Below are 16,615 nucleotides of genomic sequence, written 5' to 3'. Positions count from 1 at the left end.
GGGTGTGCCCCGGGGCAGGCGCGGGCATAATGCCCATTATGTCTACATACCCAGGAATACCCGCATGACCCAGATCAGCGTCGAACGCAAACACTCCCTCGGCCGCGAAGCCGCCCGCGCCAAGGCCGAAGCGTTGGTCGACAAGCTCAGCCGCGAATACGACCTCAAGGCCACCTGGAACGGTGACCGGGTGGATGTGGCGCGCAGCGGCGCCAACGGCAGCGTGCACATTGGCGAAGACAGCATCCGCGTGGAGCTGAAGCTGGGCATGATGCTGTCGATGATGAGCGGCACCATTAAGGGCGAGATCGAACGGGCGCTGGACAAGGCCCTGGCCTGAGGCCCTGCCACCTTAGGGTGAAGATTCTAATTTCCCTCTCTACCTTGTGCTCAAGCCCAACCTCCATGGGCGGTTCCTCCCTCCACTCATGAGCATGAGGTACAGAACATGGCCAAAGTGAATGTGAAGCACAAGGACGACGCTCCGGGCACCCTGAGCGAAGTGCGCGGTTATGCGCGCAAGATCTGGCTCGCTGGTATCGGCGCCTACGCCCGTGTCGGCCAGGAAGGTTCCGACTACTTCAAGGAACTGGTAAAAGCCGGTGAAGGCGTCGAGAAACGTGGCAAGAAGCGCATCGACAAAGAGCTCGATGCCGCCAACCACCAGCTCGAAGAAGCCGGTGAAGAAGTCAGCCGCGTACGTGGCAAGGTCGAGCTGCAGCTCGACAAGATCGAAAGAGCTTTCGACGCACGGGTAGGCCGCGCCTTGAATCGCCTTGGCATTCCGTCTAAACATGACGTTGAGGCGTTGTCCATCAAGCTTGAACAGCTGCATGAGCTGCTTGAGCGCGTCGCGCACAAACCATAAGGAGAGCAGGATGGCTGGCAAGAAGAGTACCGACAAAGAAGGCAGCTCCTGGATTGGCGGGATCGAGAAATACTCCCGCAAGATCTGGCTGGCAGGGCTGGGTATCTATTCGAAAGTCGACCAGGATGGGCCGAAGCTGTTCGACTCGCTGGTGAAGGACGGCGAAAAGGCCGAGAAGCAGGCAAAGAAAACCGCTGAAGACGTGGCAGAAAGCGCCAAGTCCTCGACCACCTCGCGGGTTTCCGGGGTGAAGGACCGTGCACTGGGCAAGTGGAGCGAACTCGAAGAAGCCTTCGACAAGCGCCTGAACAGCGCCATCTCGCGCCTGGGCGTGCCAAGCCGCAACGAGATCAAGGCCCTGCACCAGCAGGTCGACAGCCTGACCAAGCAGATCGAGAAACTGACCGGTGCGTCGGTTACCCCGATCTCCTCGCGCTCGGCCGCCGCCAAGCCGGCAGCGGCCAAGGCAGCTGCCAAGCCACTGGCCAAGGCCCCGGCAAAAACGGCAGCGGCCAAGCCTGCGGCTAAAACGGCCGCCGCCAAGCCAGCGGCCAAGACCGCAGCGGCCAAGCCAGCCGCAAAACCTGCTGCCAAGCCGGTTGCAGCCAAGCCTGCCGCGGCGAAGAAACCGGCCGTGAAGAAAGCCCCGGCCAAGCCTGCTGCCGCCAAGCCGGCTGCACCGGCTGCCAGCGCCGCACCGGCGGCTACCCCGGCACCGGCCCCAAGCGCCGCCCCGGCCAGCAACCCGCCATCGGCACCGGCCAGCACCGGTTCGCTGCTCTGATCGCGGCGTGATGCCTTCGCGGCGGTTCGGCGTCCCGACAAGCCCGCTCCTGTAGGAGCGGGCTTGCCCCGCGAATGCGTCGGTGCAGCAACACACCCGTGTCAGGCCTACCCCTCTAGATACCGCACCGCCAACTGCTCAGCCTGCGCCCGCGCCTGTTCCTGCAAATGCGGCGCCACCAGCATCATCACCTGGTACACCACGATCCCCACATCCCCCTCGCGCCCCAGCACCCGCTGGTAATCGAGCGAGAACATCAGGGTCAAGGTGATCTGCTCCACCAGTTGCCCCAGCGCCTGGGTTTCACTGGTCACCAAACCCTGCCCCTTGAGGCTGGCCAGCAAGGCCGCCAGCGTGCGCTTGAGCGCGTTGATCAGGCTGCGCATGCCGCGTGCAAGCTTTGGCAGGCGCCCGGTCAGGTTGGACAGGTCCTGGAATAGGAAGCGGTACTGGGCCATGCGCTCGACGATCAGGTGCAGGAACAGCCAGTAGTCCTCGGCCTCCAGGCGCACTTCCAGCGGTGGGTCCAGCAGGGGCACCAGGGCTTCCTCGAAGCGCTCGAACAGGCCCAGCACCAGCGGCTCCTTGCCGTGGAAGTGGTAGTACAGGTTGCCCGGGCTGATGCCCAGCTCGTTGGCGATCTCCAGGGTCGAGACGTTGGGCTCGCCCTGCTGGTTGAACAGCTGCAGGGCGCATTCGAGTATCCGGTCGCGGGTCTTCATCCAGTCGGGGTACTCATCGGCTCAGGACATACGTGCCTGGCGCAGGGCCCAGCGGTGGGTAGGCGCTGTTGCCCAGCTCGGTGCGCGGCACCTTCAGCGGCCCGGAGCGCGGTGTCACCCACTCCAGCCACAACGGCCACCAGCTGCCCTCGCGGCGCTGGGCGTCGTGGAACCAGGCACGCGGGTCGCTGGACAGCTTGGGGTTCTTGAGGAAATACGCCTTGGGGTTGCCCGGCGGGTTGATGATGCTCTGGATATGCCCACTGTTGGCCAGCACGAACTGGCGCTCGCCGCCCAGCAGCAACGCCGAGCGATACACCGCATCCCACGGGGTGATGTGGTCGTTGCTGCCCGCCACGGTGAAGCTGTCCAGGTCCACCTGTTGCAGGTCGATCGGCGTGCCGCACACCTCAAGCCCGGCGGCATGGGTGAGCGGGTTGAGCTTGAAGAAGTCCAGCAGGTCGCCGTGCAGGGCCGCTGGCAGGCGCGTGCTGTCGGCGTTCCAGTAGAGGATGTCGAAGGCCGGTGGGGTCTTGCCGAGCAGGTAGTTGTTGACCCAGTAGTTCCAGATCAGGTCGTTGGGCCGCATCCAGGCGAAAATCCGCGCCACCTCGCCACCGTCCAGCACGCCGCGCTGGTAGGAGCGGCGCTTGGCCGCCTCGATGGTCTGCTCGTCGGCGAACAGGCTGGCGGGGCTGTCGAACTTGCTGTCGAGCAGGCTCACCAGGTAGGTGGCGCTGCGCACCCGGCGCAGCTGGTGCTTGGCTTGCAGGTGGCCTTGCAGCGCGGCCATGGTCAGGCCACCTGCGCAGGCGCCTATCAGGTTCGGGTCGCGGCTGCCGCTGATGCTGCGGCAGGCGTTCAGCGCTTCCTCCAAGGCCTGCACATAGCTCGACAGGCCCCATTCGCGGTGACGCGGGTCGGGGTTGCGCCAGCTGACCATGAACACCTGCAGGCCGCTTTTGAGCATGTACTGGACGAAGCTGTTGTTCGGCTGCAGGTCGAAGATGTAGTACTTGTTGATCTGCGGTGGCACCACCAGCACCGGCCGGGCGTGTTGCTTCTCGCTCATCGGCTTGTACTGGATCAGCTCCAGCAGGTCGTTGCGAAACACCACCGCGCCAGGGGTGGCCGCCAGGTTGCCACCCACCTCGAAGGCGCGCTCGTCCACCTGGCGTGGCAGGCCGTCGTTGTGCCGCAGGTCGTCGAGCAGGTGGGCCACGCCGCGCACCAGGCTTTGCCCGCCGGTGTTGAACAGCTCCTTCACCGCCAGCGGGTTGAGCAGCGAATTGCTCGGTGCCAGGGCGTCGTTGATCAAGGTGAACAGAAAGTGCGCACGGGCGCGGTCGTCGTCGTCCAGGTGGCTTTCGTCGATCCACAGGCGGGTTTGCTTCTGCCACGCCAAATAGGCCTGCAGGCCGCGCCGGTAGAACGGGTTCTGGCTCCACGTCGGGTCGTTGAAGCGAGTGTCCCGCGGACTGGGTTGGTAAGGCGTGTCGCCGAGCATCACCCGGCCCAGCTGGCCGCCCAGGGCCACCAGGTGGCGGGCGGTGTGCAGGGGGTTGAGCAGGCCGTGGCGGCCCACGCTGCGCAACGTCGAGATCAGGTCACGGCCGCGCACACCGAGGATGGCGTTCTGTACGTTCATGCTGGTGGCGGGAAGCGTTGACGTTCCCTTGGCCGTTTTTTCTTTCATGGCAACACTCCGTTGTCAGGCCACGGCTTGGTTTCATGCAACAGCAAGCAACAAATCAGCCACCGGTGGCGGGGCTGGGGTGCATGACCGCGCGCTGACGCTCTTGCTGGAGAAACTTCATGATGATGGGGGCGACGGCCTCGGCCCGGGTGATCAGGAACAAATGACCGTCGTCGATAATGTGTAGCTGGGCATTGGGAATTCGCCAGGCCAGCAGGCGCATGTTGATCAAGGGAATCAGTGGGTCGTCGTCACCGGCCAGCACCAGGGTTGGCTGCTGGATCTTGTGCAGCCAGTGGACGCTGGTCCAGCCTAGGCCGGCGAACAGCTGCCAGTAGTAGCCCAGCTTGCCGCCCGAGCGCACCTTGGCGGCGTGGTGCATGGCCAGGTCCGGGTTGCGGCGAAAGCCGCCCCCGTAGATCAGCGGCGCGATGCGCAGCACGTGGGACGGCTGCACGTAGCGTCGCGGGCTTGCCATCATCCACAGCACCTTGGGCTTGCCCGGCACCATCACCGCACCGGCGGCGGTGGCGGCCAGCACCAGCTTCTTGCAACGCTCCGGGTAGTCATGGGCGAACTGCTGGGCCAGGGCGCCACCCCAGGACACGCCGATGACGTTGACCTGGCCGTAGTCCAGGTAGTCGAGCATGCGCGCGCACAGTTTGGCCAGGCCTGGGAAGCGGTACGGATGCTTGGGGGTGGACGAGCCACCCACGCCCGGCACGTCGAAGGCGATCACCTCCAGGTCCGGGTCCAGGGCCTCGATGAACGGGAATACCAGCTCCAGGTTGGCGCCGATGCCATTGAAGATCAGCAGCGGCGTCAGGTGTGGCTTGCCTGGGCGCACCGCGGTGCGGATGGATTGATCGTCCAGTTCGACGGTGCGATAAACGTAGGGTTGCGACATGCACGTGGCTCGGTGGTGAAAAAATCGCCGTGGTGCCCAGCGGGCTGCCACGGCATTGCAGCTCAACGCTCGTGGACGTAAGTCCCTGGCGATGCTTCCCCGGCGGCATAGGTGCGGTTGCCCAGGCGGGTCGGGGCCTTCTTTAACTCGCCCGAGCGCTCGCCCAGCCAGGCTTGCCAGTGCAGCCACCAGGAATCGGCATGTTTCTCGGCGTTTTCCTGCCAGGCTGCTGGGTCACCCGGGCGGTCGGCACCGGTCATGTAGCGCGCCTTGGGGTTGCCGGGCGGGTTGAGGATGCTCTGGATATGGCCGCTGTTGGACAGCACGAACTCGATCTTGCCGCCGAACAGGTGCGCCGAGCGGTAGCACGAGTGCCACGGGGTGATGTGGTCGTTGGTGCCGGCGACGCTGAAGATGTCGCACTTGACCTGCTTGAGGTCGATGGAGGTGCCGCACACTTCCAGGGCGTCGGGGCGGGTCAGCGGGTTGTTCTTGAACATCTCGATGAGGTCGCCGTGGAACGCTGCGGGCAGGCGCGTGGTGTCGTTGTTCCAGAACAGGATGTCGAACACCGGCGGCTCGTTGCCGAGCAGGTAGTTGTTCACCCAGTAGTTCCAGATCAGGTCGTTGGGGCGCATCCAGGCGAACACCTTGGCCATGTCGCTGCCTTCGAGCACGCCAGCCTGGTAGGAGTGGCGCTTGGCCGCTTCCAGGGTCTGCTCGTCGACGAACAGTGCCACCTGGGTATCGACCGTGGTGTCGAGCACGCTGACCAGCAGGGTCAGGGCATTGACCTTCTGCTCGCCGAGCGCGGCGTAGTGGCCCACCAATGCGGTGCAGGTGATGCCGCCGGAGCAGGCGCCGAGCATGTTCAAGTCTTTGCTGCCGGTGATCGACAGCACCGCGTCGACGGCTTCCTTGAGCGCATCGATGTAGGTCGACAGGCCCCATTCGCGCTGGGCCTTGGTCGGGTTGCGCCAGCTGATGATGAAGGTCTGCTGCTGCGAGCGCAGGCTGAAGCGGGCCAGGCTCTTGTCCGGGCTCAGGTCGAACACGTAGAACTTGTTGATTTGCGGCGGCACCACCAGCAGCGGGCGGGCATGCACCTGCTCGGTGATGGGGCTGTACTGGATCAGCTCCAGCACGTCATTGCGGTACACCACCGCGCCTTCGCTGGTGCCCAGGTTCTTGCCCACCTCGAAGGCGTCCATGTTCACCTGGCTGGGCATGCCGCCGTTGTTGACCATGTCCTTGGCCAGGTTCGACAGGCCGTCGAGCAGGCTCTTGCCGCCGGTTTCGAAGAAGCGCTTGACCGCTGCCGGGTTGGACAGGGTGTTGGTGGGCGCCATGGCCTCGGTCATCAGGTTGATGACGAACTGGCCGCGGCTGATGTCCTGGGGCGACAGGTCGCTGCTGCCGATCCAGTCCTGTAGCTCCTTGCGCCAGGCCAGGTAGGTTTGCAGGTAGCGGCGGTACAGGGGGTTCTTGCTCCAGGCCGGGTCGGCGAAGCGGCGATCGTCACTTTCCGGCACCAGGCTGGACTTGCCCAGCAACACATTCTTCAGCTCCAGGCCGAAATGCGCCACGTGCTTGGCGCTGTGCAGCGGCTGGCGCACGGCCTGGCGCAACACAGTACGAGCAGAGCTCAGCAGGTCTTTGCGGCGAATGCCGATGACCGGGTTCAGGCCCAGGGTGTTTTCCGAGGCCTGCCGCTGCAACTCATCGTTGTTCTTGTTACTCATCTACGACGCTCCGTTGTCCTGAGACGAGTACCGGTTTGCCAAGGCCTGTGCCCCGGCGGACAGCCCGGTACTGCTACTCGGGTGACCAGTGATAAGGAACAGCGGTGCTGCGGGCCGGATGCTTTCGGCGATGAGCTGCGGGGGATTCTGCGTGTGAAGACAGCCTGCTTTCGCTCGCGACCTTTTACATACCGACCAGTGCCTGATCGCCTTCAAGGCGATGCAGGGAACTTGCCAGCTCCATTGGTTACCCGACTTTCATGTAATGCGCAAGACAGCCCGTTTAAGAGTTGTCTGTAAGGCATTCAAACAGATGAGATTAGAAAATGCGCTCTAAAGCCTGGAAGCGTTGAGCTAGAGCATGAGTTTGACCACGGATTCGGCCGGGTCGCGGGATTTGCCGGCCTTGTGCAGTTCATCCAGGTACTCGGCCCACAGCTGCGCCTGGCGCAGGCACAACTGCTCAAGGTACTCCCAGGTGAACAGGCCGCTGTCATGGCCGTCGTCGAAGGTCAATTTCAGGGCGTATTGGCCGGCAGGTTCCAGGCCGACGAGGCCGACGTTGATCTTGCCAAATTGCAGGATGGGGTTGCCGTGGCCCTGGACCTCGGCGGAAGGGGAGTGCACGCGCAGGAACTCGGCGGGCAGCTGGTAGACCTCGCCGGGGGCGTAGGTGAGGCTGAGGGTCTTGGAGGCTTTGTGCAGGTTGATGGCGGTGGGCAGGCGGGCCATGGCGGGAATCTCTTGTGAGCAGATGTTGCAAGCTTCGGGAGATTTCGGGGATTGTGCAAGGGGGCTGCCTTGCAGCCCTTTTCGCGACCTGCGGTCGCTCCTACCAGGAACCGTGATCCGCCGCCGGACCGTGATCCGCCGCCGGACCGCACTCCTGCGACGGAATGCGATTCTCCGGTAGGAGCGACCGCCAGGTCGCGATGGGCCGCAAAGCGGCCCCTGCGGTCTTACAAAATGTACCGCGACAGGTCTTCGTTCTGCGCCAGCTCACCGAGGTGGCCATTCACATACGCCGCATCGATACGAATCGGTGCTTCGTCGTGGCTGCTGGCCAAATCGCCAGCACTGAACGACACCTCTTCGAGCAGGCGCTCAAGCAGGGTGTGCAGGCGGCGGGCACCGATGTTCTCGGTTTTTTCATTGACCTGGTAGGCGATTTCGGCCAAACGCTTGATGCCGTCGGCAGCGAACTCGATGTTCAGCCCTTCGGTTTTGAGCAGCGCACTGTACTGCTCGGTCAGCGAGGCATGCGGCTCTTGCAGGATGCGCTCGAAGTCTTCCGGGGTCAGCGCCTTGAGCTCGACACGGATCGGCAGGCGGCCTTGCAGCTCCGGCACCAGGTCGCTTGGCTTGCTCAGGTGGAACGCACCGGAGGCGATGAACAGGATGTGGTCGGTCTTGACCATGCCCAGCTTGGTGTTGACGGTGCAGCCTTCGATCAGCGGCAGCAGGTCGCGCTGCACGCCTTCACGGGACACATCGGCGCCGCCGACATTGCCGCGCTTGGCCACCTTGTCGATTTCGTCGATGAACACGATGCCGTGCTGTTCGACCGCTTCCAAGGCCTTGGCCTTGAGCTCTTCTTCGTTGACCAGGCGGCTGGCTTCCTCGTCGCGCACCATCTTCAGCGCGTCCTTGACCTTCAGCTTGCGGCTCTTGCGCTTGCCCTTGCCCATGTTGGCGAACAGGCTCTGCAGCTGGTTGGTCATCTCTTCCATGCCGGGCGGCGCAGCGATTTCCACGCCCACGTTCTCGGCCACTTCGATTTCGATTTCCTTGTCGTCCAGCTGGCCTTCGCGCAGGCGCTTGCGGAACAGCTGGCGGGTGTTGGAGTCGCTGCTGCTTTGTGCCGCTTCCTCGCTGAAGCTGGTGACCCGCGCCTGCGGCAGCAGGGCGTCGAGGATGCGGTCTTCGGCGGCGTCTTCGGCGCGGTGGCGCACGCGGACGATTTCCTGCTCGCGGAGCATTTTCAGGGCAGCATCGGCCAGGTCACGGATGATCGACTCGACATCGCGGCCCACATAGCCCACTTCGGTGAACTTGGTGGCTTCGACCTTGAGGAACGGCGCGTTGGCCAGCTTGGCCAGGCGGCGGGCGATTTCGGTCTTGCCGACGCCGGTAGGGCCGATCATCAGGATGTTCTTTGGCGTGACTTCAGCACGCAATTCGGCAGGCAGTTGCATGCGCCGCCAGCGGTTGCGCAGGGCGATGGCGACGGCGCGCTTGGCGTCGTCCTGGCCGATGATGTGGCGGTTGAGTTCGTGGACGATTTCGCGGGGGGTCATGGACATGATCAATAGGGTCCTTGCACGGGGCTTATCAGCGTGGAAAAGCTCCGCCACCGGGGCGGAGCGCCAGAACAGCTGATTTACTCGGCCAGGTCCTGCTCCTCGATGGTCAGGTTGTGGTTGGTGAACACGCAGATGTCACCGGCGATGTTCAGGGCGGCCTCGGTGATTTCCCGGGCCGACAGGTCGGTCTTGTTCAGCAGGGCACGCGCCGCAGCCTGGGCGTAGCCGCCGCCGGAACCCATGGCGATCAGGCCGTCTTCGGGTTCGACCACGTCACCGTTGCCGGTGATGATCAGCGAGGCGTCCTTGTTGGCCACGGCCAGCATGGCTTCCAGGCGGCTCAGGGAGCGGTCGGTGCGCCATTCCTTGGCCAGCTCCACGGCGGCACGCACCAGGTGGCCGGAGTGTTTCTGCAGTTGGGCCTCGAAGCGTTCGAACAGGGTGAACGCATCGGCGGTGGCACCGGCGAAACCGGCGATCACTTCACCGTTGTACAGGCGACGGACTTTTTTCGCGTTGCCTTTCATCACGGTGTTGCCGAGGGATACCTGGCCGTCGCCGCCCATGACGACTTTGCCGTTACGGCGGACAGAAACGATGGTGGTCAAGGGGAGAGTCTCCACGCAGCGGGGCAAAATTGCCTGATGCAGACTCATATGGGGGTGGGGGGAAGAATTTCAACCGAAGGGGATGAATGGTTGCTGAACCTGGCGCGGCCAATGGTAGGAGCGACCGTAGGTCGCGAAAGGGCCGCTTTGCGGCCCTGGGCGGCTGTGCCGCCCTTTCGCGACCTCTGGTCGCTCCTACCTGAAGCAGCGTGCGTTGCCGGTCAGGCCTCGTGGCAGACGTGGCCATCGACCAAGGTATAACGCACGGCCGCCGGCAGGCAGTGGCCGATGAACGGGCAGTTGTCACCGCGCGACAGCCATTGCTCGCCAGCAATCGTCGAGGCCTTGGCATCGAACAGCACCAGGTCCGCAGCGCCGCCCACTTTCAGCTCGCCGGCCGGCAGGCGCATCGCCTTGGCCGGGCCGCTGCTCAGGCGCGCCAGCAGGGTCGGCAGGTCGAGCAGGCCGTCCTCGACCAGGGTCATGGCCAGCGGCAGCAACAGCTCGACGCTGCTGATACCTGGCTCGGTGGCACCGAACGGGGCCAGCTTGGCATCGCGCTCGTGGGGCTGGTGATGGCTGGAAATCGCCTGGATCACCCCTGACTTCACCGCCTCGCGCAGGCCGTCGCGGTCGGCGGCGGTACGCAGGGGCGGCTGCACGTGGTACAGGCTGGAGAACTCGCGCAGCGATTCGTCGGTGAGAATCAGCTGGTACAGCGCCACGTCCGCGGTCACCGGCAGGCCCAGCTGCTGCGCCTGGGCGATCAGCCGGGCGCCACGGGCGCTGGTGATCTGGGTGAAGTGGGCGCGCACGCCGCTCTGTTCCACCAGCAACAGGTTGCGCGCCAGGGCCACGGTTTCGGCGCTTTCCGGGATGCCGGGCAGGCCGAGGAAGCTGGCCATGGCGCCTTCGTGGGCCAGGCCGCCCTGGGCCAGGTCGCGGTCCTGGGAGTGGAACACCACGGTCAGGTCGAAGGTGGCCGCGTATTCCAGGGCGCGGGCCAGGGTACGGTTGTTGGGGATTTCCTTCAGACCGTTGCCGAAGGCCACGCAACCGGTGTCACGCAGGGCCACCAGTTCGGCCAGTTGCTCGCCTTCCAGGCCCTTGGTCAGGGCGCCGATCGGGTAGACCTTGCTGTTGGCGGCCTCGCGGGCGCGGTCGAGGATCAGCTCGGCCACTGCCGAGGTGTCCAGCACCGGCTTGGTTTGCGGCGGGCAGCACAGGCTGGTGACGCCCCCGGCCACGGCGGCGCGGGTTTCGCTGGCGATGCTGCCCTTGCGGCTGTAGCCCGGCTCGCGCAGCGACACACCGAGGTCGACCAGGCCAGGGGCGGCAATCAGGCCGTCGGCCTGAATCGTGCGGCTGGCGCTGAAGCCTGCAGGCGCGGCGCCGATGGCAGCGATGCGCCCGCCGTCCAGGTGCAGGTCGGTGACCTGGTCCAGGCCGCTGGCAGGGTCGATCACCCGGGCGCCAAGAATGCTGATGGTCACTGGGCGTTCTCCTGGTCGAATTGACGTTGCGCGTTCTGCCCGCTCATGGCCATGGACAGTACCGCCATGCGCACGGCGATGCCGTAGGTGACCTGGTTGAGAATCACCGAGTGCTTGCCATCGGCCACCGCCGATTCGATCTCGACCCCGCGGTTGATCGGGCCAGGGTGCATGACGATGGCGTCGGGCTTGGCGCCGGCCAGGCGCGCGGTGGTCAGGCCGAACAGGCGGTAGAACTCGCCTTCGCTGGGCAGCAGGCCACCGGCCATGCGCTCACGCTGCAGGCGCAGCATGATCACCACGTCGACGTCCTTGAGGCCTTCGGCGAGGTCGGTGTACACCTTCACGCCGTATTGCTCGATGCCGATCGGGATCAGGGTTTTCGGGCCGATCACGCGGATGTCCGGGCAGCCCAGCGCCTTGAGCGCGAGCATGTCGGAGCGGGCCACGCGCGAATGCAGGATATCGCCGACGATGGCCACCGACAGGTTCTCGAAGCTGCCCTTGTGGCGGCGGATGGTGAGCATGTCGAGCATGCCCTGGGTCGGGTGCGCGTGGCGGCCGTCACCGCCGTTGATCACGGCCACGTCCGGGCACACGTGCTCGGCAATGAAGTGCGCGGCGCCCGAGTCGGAGTGGCGTACGACGAACATGTCGGCGGCCATGGCTTCGAGGTTGCGCAGGGTGTCGAACAGGGTTTCGCCCTTGCTGGTCGAGGAGGTCGACACGTTCAGGCTGATCACGTCGGCCGACAGGCGCTGCGCGGCCAGTTCGAAGGTGGTGCGGGTGCGGGTCGAGTTCTCGAAGAACACGTTGCACACGGTCTTGCCGCGCAGCAACGGGACTTTCTTCACGGCCCGGGCGCCGACTTCGAGGAACGAGTCGGCGGTGTCGAGGATCTCGGTGAGCAGTTCGCGGGGCAAACCGTCGAGCGAGAGGAAGTGGCGCAGCTGGCCCTGGTCATTGAGCTGCAGCGGGCGCTTGGCGTCGATTGGCGTCATCGCGAGGGGACTCTTAAAGGGCGGAAGCGGAAGCGAGGTCCTGGCGCTCGAGGGCGAGCGGTGCGGGCCCGGTCAATTTTACCCGTTCATGGGCGGCCAGCGACAGGGTGGCGCCGAGTACATTGGGGCGGATGGGCAGTTCGCCGGCATCCAGGTCGAGCAGGCAGACCAGGGTGACGCTGGCCGGGCGGCCGTAATCGAACAGTTCGTTGAGCGCGGCGCGGATGGTGCGGCCACTCATCAGCACGTCGTCGACCAGCACCAGGTGCTGGCCTTCCACCTCGAACGGCAGCTCCGACGGGCGCACTTGCGGGTGCAGGCCGTTCTGGCTGAAGTCGTCGCGGTAGAACGACACGTCCAGGGTGCCCAGCGGGCTCTGGTCGGCCATGGCTTCCTGGAGGGCCTGGGCAACCCAGACGCCGCCGGTGCGGATGCCGATGTAGCGGGGTTCGCTGATGGCGCGGCGGGCCAGATGGGCGCGTAGGTCGACAGCCATCTGCCGGATCAGCTCGGCGGGATTGGGTAGGCTCATTGCGTATCTCCTGGGGGCGCCGGGGTGTGGTTGCCCCGGCGTGGACGCGGAAAGATCAGGTATTGGCCTCCAGCCAGCCTTGCAGCAGCAGGGCAGCGGCAATGGCATCGACCGGGTTGTCGCGGTAACTGCCGCGCTGGCCGCCGCGGGCCAGGCGTTCGCCCTTGGCCTCGAAGGTGGTCAGGCGTTCGTCGTGGGTGTGCACGGGCAGGTTGAAGCGGCCGTTCAGGCGGCGGGCGAATTTTTCCGCGCGGGCGCTCATTTCGCTGGGGGTGCCGTCCATGTTCAGCGGCAGGCCGACGACGATGGCGTCGGGTTTCCACTCATTGATGAGTTTTTCCACCTGGGCCCAGTCCGGCACGCCGTTCTGCGCCTTGAGGGTGCACAGCTCGCGGGCCTGGCCGGTGATGACCTGGCCCACGGCCACGCCAATCTGCTTGCTGCCGTAGTCGAAGCCCAGCAGCAGGCGCAGCGTAGGGGTTTGTTCGGCCATCAGGCGTGGCCCGCCTGGCTGGTCAGCAGGCTGAGGTTGATCCCCAGGCTTGCGGCGGCGGCGTCCAGGCGCAGGTCGCTGTTCAGGCCGAAGATGATCTCCGGGTCGAACGGGCAGTTGAGCCAGGCGTTATCGGCCAGTTCCGCTTCCAGCTGGCCCGCTTCCCAGCCGGCGTAGCCGAGGGTAATGAGGCTTTGCTTGGGCCCTACACCGGCGGCGATGGCCAGCAGCACGTCCTGCGAGGTGGTCAGCGACAGCCCTTCCAGGGCCACGGTGGCCTGGAAGCTGCATTCGCTGCTGTGCAGCACGAACCCGCGGTCGGTTTGCACCGGGCCACCCTGGTAGATCGGCACCTGCAGCGTGCTGGCCGGTGGCGTTTCGTCCGGGCGCAACTGCTCGAGGATGTCGGCCAGGCTCAGCTCCTGCGGTCGGTTGACCACAAGGCCCATGGCGCCATTGGCGTTGTGCTCGACGATATACGTGAGGGTCTGGGCGAAGTTCGGATCGGCCATGTGCGGCATGGCGATCAGGAACTGGTGCTTGAGGTAGCTCGGGGTGAGGGTTTTCATGGGGGATAGTGTGGCGCCAGGTGGCGAGGCTGACAAGGTGTCATCGCCGGTCTGGGAGGGCGCCGCTGTGCGGCGCATCGCGAGCTGCGCTCGCTCCTACACAGTGCGCGTAGGGCCGGGGGATGATTGGCCCGAAACAAACGTAGGAGCGAGCGCAGCTCGCGATGCGCCGCGCGGGCGGCGCTCGATATCCGCGCCACCCCATGCTGCGAGCCCTGCGCACAGCGGCCCCAATCAATTACTGGACAAACGGTCCCCACGGGCAAAACGCCAGGTGCGGATGATCTCCAGCCGGTCGAACTCGGCCAGGTCGCCGGTGAACGGTGCGAACGGCGCCGCCAGGCGCACGATGCGCTGGGCCGCCTGGTCCAGCACCGGCTGCCCGGAAGACTCCAGCACCAGCACTTCGTACAGCGAGCCATCGCGGTTGATCGACACCATCATCCGCAAGTTGCCGTAGATCTGCTGGCGGCGCGCTTCGTCGGGGTAGTTGAGGTTACCCACCCGCTCGACCTTCTTGCGCCATTCTTCCTTGTACCAGGCGCCCTTGTCGCGCATGGTCGAGGCGGCGTTCAGGCGGTGGATGCGCGGGCGCTTGGCGTACATCTGCTGCTCGTTGGACAGCTCCGCCTCAAGGCTGGCGATCTGGCTCGACAGCTGCGAGCTGTCGAAATCCGGCGTGGCCGCGGCCGGCTTGGGCTGTGGCTTGCTTTCCTTGGGCTTGGGCTCGACCTTCTGCGCCTTGGCCGCCTGGGTGGCCACGGCGGACTTCTGCGGCACCGGTGGCGGCGCCACCTCAGGCTTGGCAGCCGGCGGCGGGGTCACCTTGTTGATCTTGCTGTCCTGGAACGGCGCCACCTCGGTGGTGGTGGGCACCGCTTTCTTTTCCAGGGTGCCGCTGCCTTGCTGGTTCTCCTGGGCCTGGTAATCGGCCTTCTCGGGCGCTTTCTCGCTCTTGAAGGTGGCCAGGGTGATGTCCATGGTCTGGCGGATTTGCGCAGGCTTGACCACGCTGAAACCCACGCCGAGGATCAGCGCCAGGTGCACCAGGGCAGCCAGGAACAGGGTAAAGCCAAGCCGGTCCACCGGGCGAACGCGGGGTGGCAGCAGGTCGGCGGGGATGTCGGCAGGCAGCGTCATCGGGTATCCAGCAACTGCGAAGCGGGGCAGTGGCTCAGTCGAAAAGGACCGGCATCATACCCCACTCCGTGCATTTGCTCTGTGTTGGCGGTCAGCGCGCCTTGAGCTGGCGATCAATGGCATCCATCAGCTTGCCACCGATATCGGTATTGTAGGCCGCATCGATCTCGCGGATGCAGGTCGGGCTGGTGACGTTGATCTCGGTGAGGTAATCGCCGATCACGTCGAGGCCGACGAACAGCAGGCCCTTGGCCCGCAGGGTCGGGCCGACCTGGGCGGCGATCCAGCGGTCGCGCTCGGTCAGCGGGCGCGCTTCGCCCCGCCCACCGGCCGCCAGGTTGCCACGGGTTTCGCCGCTGGCCGGGATACGTGCCAGGCAGTAATCCACCGGCTCGCCGTCGATCATCAGGATGCGCTTGTCGCCGTCCTTGATTGCCGGCAGGTAGGCCTGCGCCATGATCTGCTGGGCACCCAGCGCGGTCAGGGTTTCCAGGATCACCGACAGGTTGGGGTCGCCGGCCCGGTGGCGGAAGATCGAGGTGCCGCCCATGCCGTCCAGCGGCTTGAGAATCACGTCACCATGCAGGGCTGCGAATTGGCGGATGATGTCCGGGCGGCGGCTGACCAGGGTCGGCGGCGTGCACTGCGGGAACAGCGTGGCGAACAGTTTTTCGTTGCAGTCGCGCAGGCTCTGCGGGCGGTTGACCACCAGCACGCCTTCGCCCTCGGCCTGCTCCAGCAGGTAGGTGCTGTAGACGAACTCCATGTCGAACGGTGGGTCCTTGCGCATCAGGATCACGTTCAGCTCGGCCAGCGGGGCGTCCTGTTCCTCGCCCAGCTCGAACCAACGCGCCGGGTCGGCGAACACCTTCAGTGGGCGCATGCGCGCGCGGGCCTTGCCCTCGCCCTGGTAGAGGTCGTGCTGCTCCATGTAGAACAGCTCCCAGCCACGGGCCTGGGCCGCCAGCAGCATGGCCAGCGAACTGTCCTTCTTGTAGGAGATGGACGCGATGGGGTCCATGACAATGCCGAGGCGAACGCTCATGGGGTGGTTCCTCTGGCGGCCGGTGGCCGCGGTCGATCGAAAGAAAAGTGGCTCAGGGTGGCGCTGTGAGCGCCGCAGGTCAAGGGGCGCGGCAGATGGAACGGGCACCCGGAGTGTGCTAAAAATGCCAGTCACAGTGCTGTACAACAGGCCTTTGGGGCTGCTGCGCAGCCCTTTCGCGACACAAGGCCGCTCCCACAGGGTTCGGCGTGATTCTTGTGGGAGCGGCCTTGTGTCGCGAAAGGGGCGCGAAGCGGCCTCGGGCTTTCGGCATCAAACAGCGACGGTAGCGCAAAACATGGAACAACCCCTGAAGGTGATGGTGATCGACGACTCCCGCACGATCCGCCGCACCGCGCAGATGTTGCTCGGCGAGGCCGGTTGCGAGGTGGTCACCGCCAGCGATGGCTTCGATGCCCTGGCCAAGATCGTCGACCAACAGCCACAGATCATCTTCGTCGATGTGCTGATGCCCCGCCTGGACGGCTACCAGACCTGCGCCGTGATCAAGCACAACAGCGCCTACAAGGACATCCCGGTGATCCTGCTGTCGTCGCGCGATGGCCTGTTCGACAAGGCCCGTGGCCGGGTGGTCGGTTCCGACCAGTTCCTGACCAAACCCTTTAGCAAGGAAGAACTGCTCGGCGCGATCAGGGCCCACGTGCCTGGTTTCGTCGCGCTCGAACAACCCGCAACCTGACCGCGCCCCGCC

Annotated in this window: 18 protein-coding genes; 4 read left to right on the top strand and 14 right to left on the bottom strand. The window is 65.3% G+C overall.

Going from position 1 to position 16,615, the window contains the following annotated elements:
* Nucleotides 1–64 precede the first annotated feature (64 nt).
* From F3J44_RS03730 to F3J44_RS03720, 3 genes are all read left to right on the top strand, one after another.
* A complete protein-coding gene (locus F3J44_RS03730; RefSeq protein WP_167068318.1) occupies nucleotides 65–340 on the top strand; it encodes a polyhydroxyalkanoic acid system family protein in 276 nt (91 codons plus the stop codon).
* 108 nt (nucleotides 341–448) lie between these two features.
* A complete protein-coding gene (locus F3J44_RS03725) occupies nucleotides 449–868 on the top strand; it encodes a phasin family protein (protein ID WP_167068320.1) in 420 nt (139 codons plus the stop codon).
* Between the two features lie 10 nt (nucleotides 869–878).
* Nucleotides 879–1,652, top strand: coding sequence for a phasin family protein (locus tag F3J44_RS03720; protein WP_167270691.1), 774 nt, complete (start codon nucleotides 879–881; stop codon nucleotides 1,650–1,652).
* A gap of 107 nt (nucleotides 1,653–1,759) precedes the next feature.
* Here the strand turns inward: F3J44_RS03720 and F3J44_RS03715 are convergent, their stop codons facing one another.
* The 14 genes from F3J44_RS03715 to gshB form a co-directional block, all read right to left on the bottom strand.
* On the bottom strand, nucleotides 1,760–2,374 hold the full coding sequence (locus F3J44_RS03715; protein ID WP_167068324.1) for a TetR/AcrR family transcriptional regulator: 615 nt from the start codon (nucleotides 2,372–2,374) through the stop codon (nucleotides 1,760–1,762).
* 13 nt (nucleotides 2,375–2,387) lie between these two features.
* On the bottom strand, nucleotides 2,388–4,070 hold the full coding sequence (phaC, locus tag F3J44_RS03710) for a class II poly(R)-hydroxyalkanoic acid synthase (protein WP_167270690.1): 1,683 nt from the start codon (nucleotides 4,068–4,070) through the stop codon (nucleotides 2,388–2,390).
* A 55-nt stretch (nucleotides 4,071–4,125) separates the two neighbouring features.
* Nucleotides 4,126–4,977 (bottom strand): poly(3-hydroxyalkanoate) depolymerase, encoded by an 852-nt coding sequence (phaZ, locus tag F3J44_RS03705; RefSeq protein WP_167068328.1) that lies wholly within the window; start codon nucleotides 4,975–4,977, stop codon nucleotides 4,126–4,128.
* A 62-nt stretch (nucleotides 4,978–5,039) separates the two neighbouring features.
* On the bottom strand, nucleotides 5,040–6,719 hold the full coding sequence (phaC, locus tag F3J44_RS03700) for a class II poly(R)-hydroxyalkanoic acid synthase (protein ID WP_167270689.1): 1,680 nt from the start codon (nucleotides 6,717–6,719) through the stop codon (nucleotides 5,040–5,042).
* Between the two features lie 354 nt (nucleotides 6,720–7,073).
* A complete protein-coding gene (locus F3J44_RS03695) occupies nucleotides 7,074–7,451 on the bottom strand; it encodes a gamma-butyrobetaine hydroxylase-like domain-containing protein (RefSeq protein WP_167068333.1) in 378 nt (125 codons plus the stop codon).
* Nucleotides 7,452–7,678: 227 nt separating this feature from the next.
* On the bottom strand, nucleotides 7,679–9,025 hold the full coding sequence (gene hslU / locus F3J44_RS03690; protein WP_370526457.1) for an ATP-dependent protease ATPase subunit HslU: 1,347 nt from the start codon (nucleotides 9,023–9,025) through the stop codon (nucleotides 7,679–7,681).
* Between the two features lie 74 nt (nucleotides 9,026–9,099).
* Nucleotides 9,100–9,630 (bottom strand): ATP-dependent protease subunit HslV, encoded by a 531-nt coding sequence (hslV, locus tag F3J44_RS03685; protein ID WP_027920652.1) that lies wholly within the window; start codon nucleotides 9,628–9,630, stop codon nucleotides 9,100–9,102.
* Nucleotides 9,631–9,851: 221 nt separating this feature from the next.
* On the bottom strand, nucleotides 9,852–11,123 hold the full coding sequence (locus F3J44_RS03680; protein WP_167068337.1) for a dihydroorotase: 1,272 nt from the start codon (nucleotides 11,121–11,123) through the stop codon (nucleotides 9,852–9,854).
* The gene (locus F3J44_RS03675; RefSeq protein WP_008099987.1) at nucleotides 11,120–12,124 is read right to left on the bottom strand and encodes an aspartate carbamoyltransferase catalytic subunit; all 1,005 of its coding nucleotides are present in this window, start codon (nucleotides 12,122–12,124) and stop codon (nucleotides 11,120–11,122) included. The genes F3J44_RS03680 and F3J44_RS03675 overlap by 4 nt, the downstream gene beginning before the upstream one ends.
* A 13-nt stretch (nucleotides 12,125–12,137) precedes the next feature.
* Nucleotides 12,138–12,656: a bifunctional pyr operon transcriptional regulator/uracil phosphoribosyltransferase PyrR gene (gene pyrR, locus F3J44_RS03670; RefSeq protein ID WP_167068340.1), complete on the bottom strand. Its 519-nt coding sequence runs from the start codon at nucleotides 12,654–12,656 to the stop codon at nucleotides 12,138–12,140.
* 55 nt (nucleotides 12,657–12,711) lie between these two features.
* Nucleotides 12,712–13,149, bottom strand: coding sequence for a Holliday junction resolvase RuvX (gene ruvX / locus F3J44_RS03665; RefSeq protein WP_167068342.1), 438 nt, complete (start codon nucleotides 13,147–13,149; stop codon nucleotides 12,712–12,714).
* The gene (locus tag F3J44_RS03660) at nucleotides 13,149–13,718 is read right to left on the bottom strand and encodes a YqgE/AlgH family protein (protein ID WP_167068344.1); all 570 of its coding nucleotides are present in this window, start codon (nucleotides 13,716–13,718) and stop codon (nucleotides 13,149–13,151) included. Before F3J44_RS03660 ends, ruvX begins: the two co-directional genes overlap by 1 nt.
* Nucleotides 13,719–13,952: 234 nt before the next feature.
* Nucleotides 13,953–14,858: an energy transducer TonB gene (locus F3J44_RS03655; RefSeq protein WP_167270688.1), complete on the bottom strand. Its 906-nt coding sequence runs from the start codon at nucleotides 14,856–14,858 to the stop codon at nucleotides 13,953–13,955.
* Nucleotides 14,859–14,949: 91 nt separating this feature from the next.
* Complete coding sequence (gene gshB, locus F3J44_RS03650) at nucleotides 14,950–15,903, bottom strand: glutathione synthase (RefSeq protein ID WP_167068350.1); 954 nt, start codon at nucleotides 15,901–15,903, stop codon at nucleotides 14,950–14,952.
* A 298-nt stretch (nucleotides 15,904–16,201) separates the two neighbouring features.
* Between gshB and pilG the strand changes: the two genes are divergently transcribed.
* A complete protein-coding gene (gene pilG / locus F3J44_RS03645; RefSeq protein WP_167270687.1) occupies nucleotides 16,202–16,603 on the top strand; it encodes a twitching motility response regulator PilG in 402 nt (133 codons plus the stop codon).
* The last annotated feature ends 12 nt before the right edge of the window (nucleotides 16,604–16,615 follow it).

This window comes from Pantoea sp. Tr-811 (genome assembly GCF_011752535.1).
GTDB lineage: Bacteria > Pseudomonadota > Gammaproteobacteria > Pseudomonadales > Pseudomonadaceae > Aquipseudomonas.
Note: the sequence above shows the minus strand (reverse complement) of the source record. Positions and strands in the feature narration are given on the sequence as shown.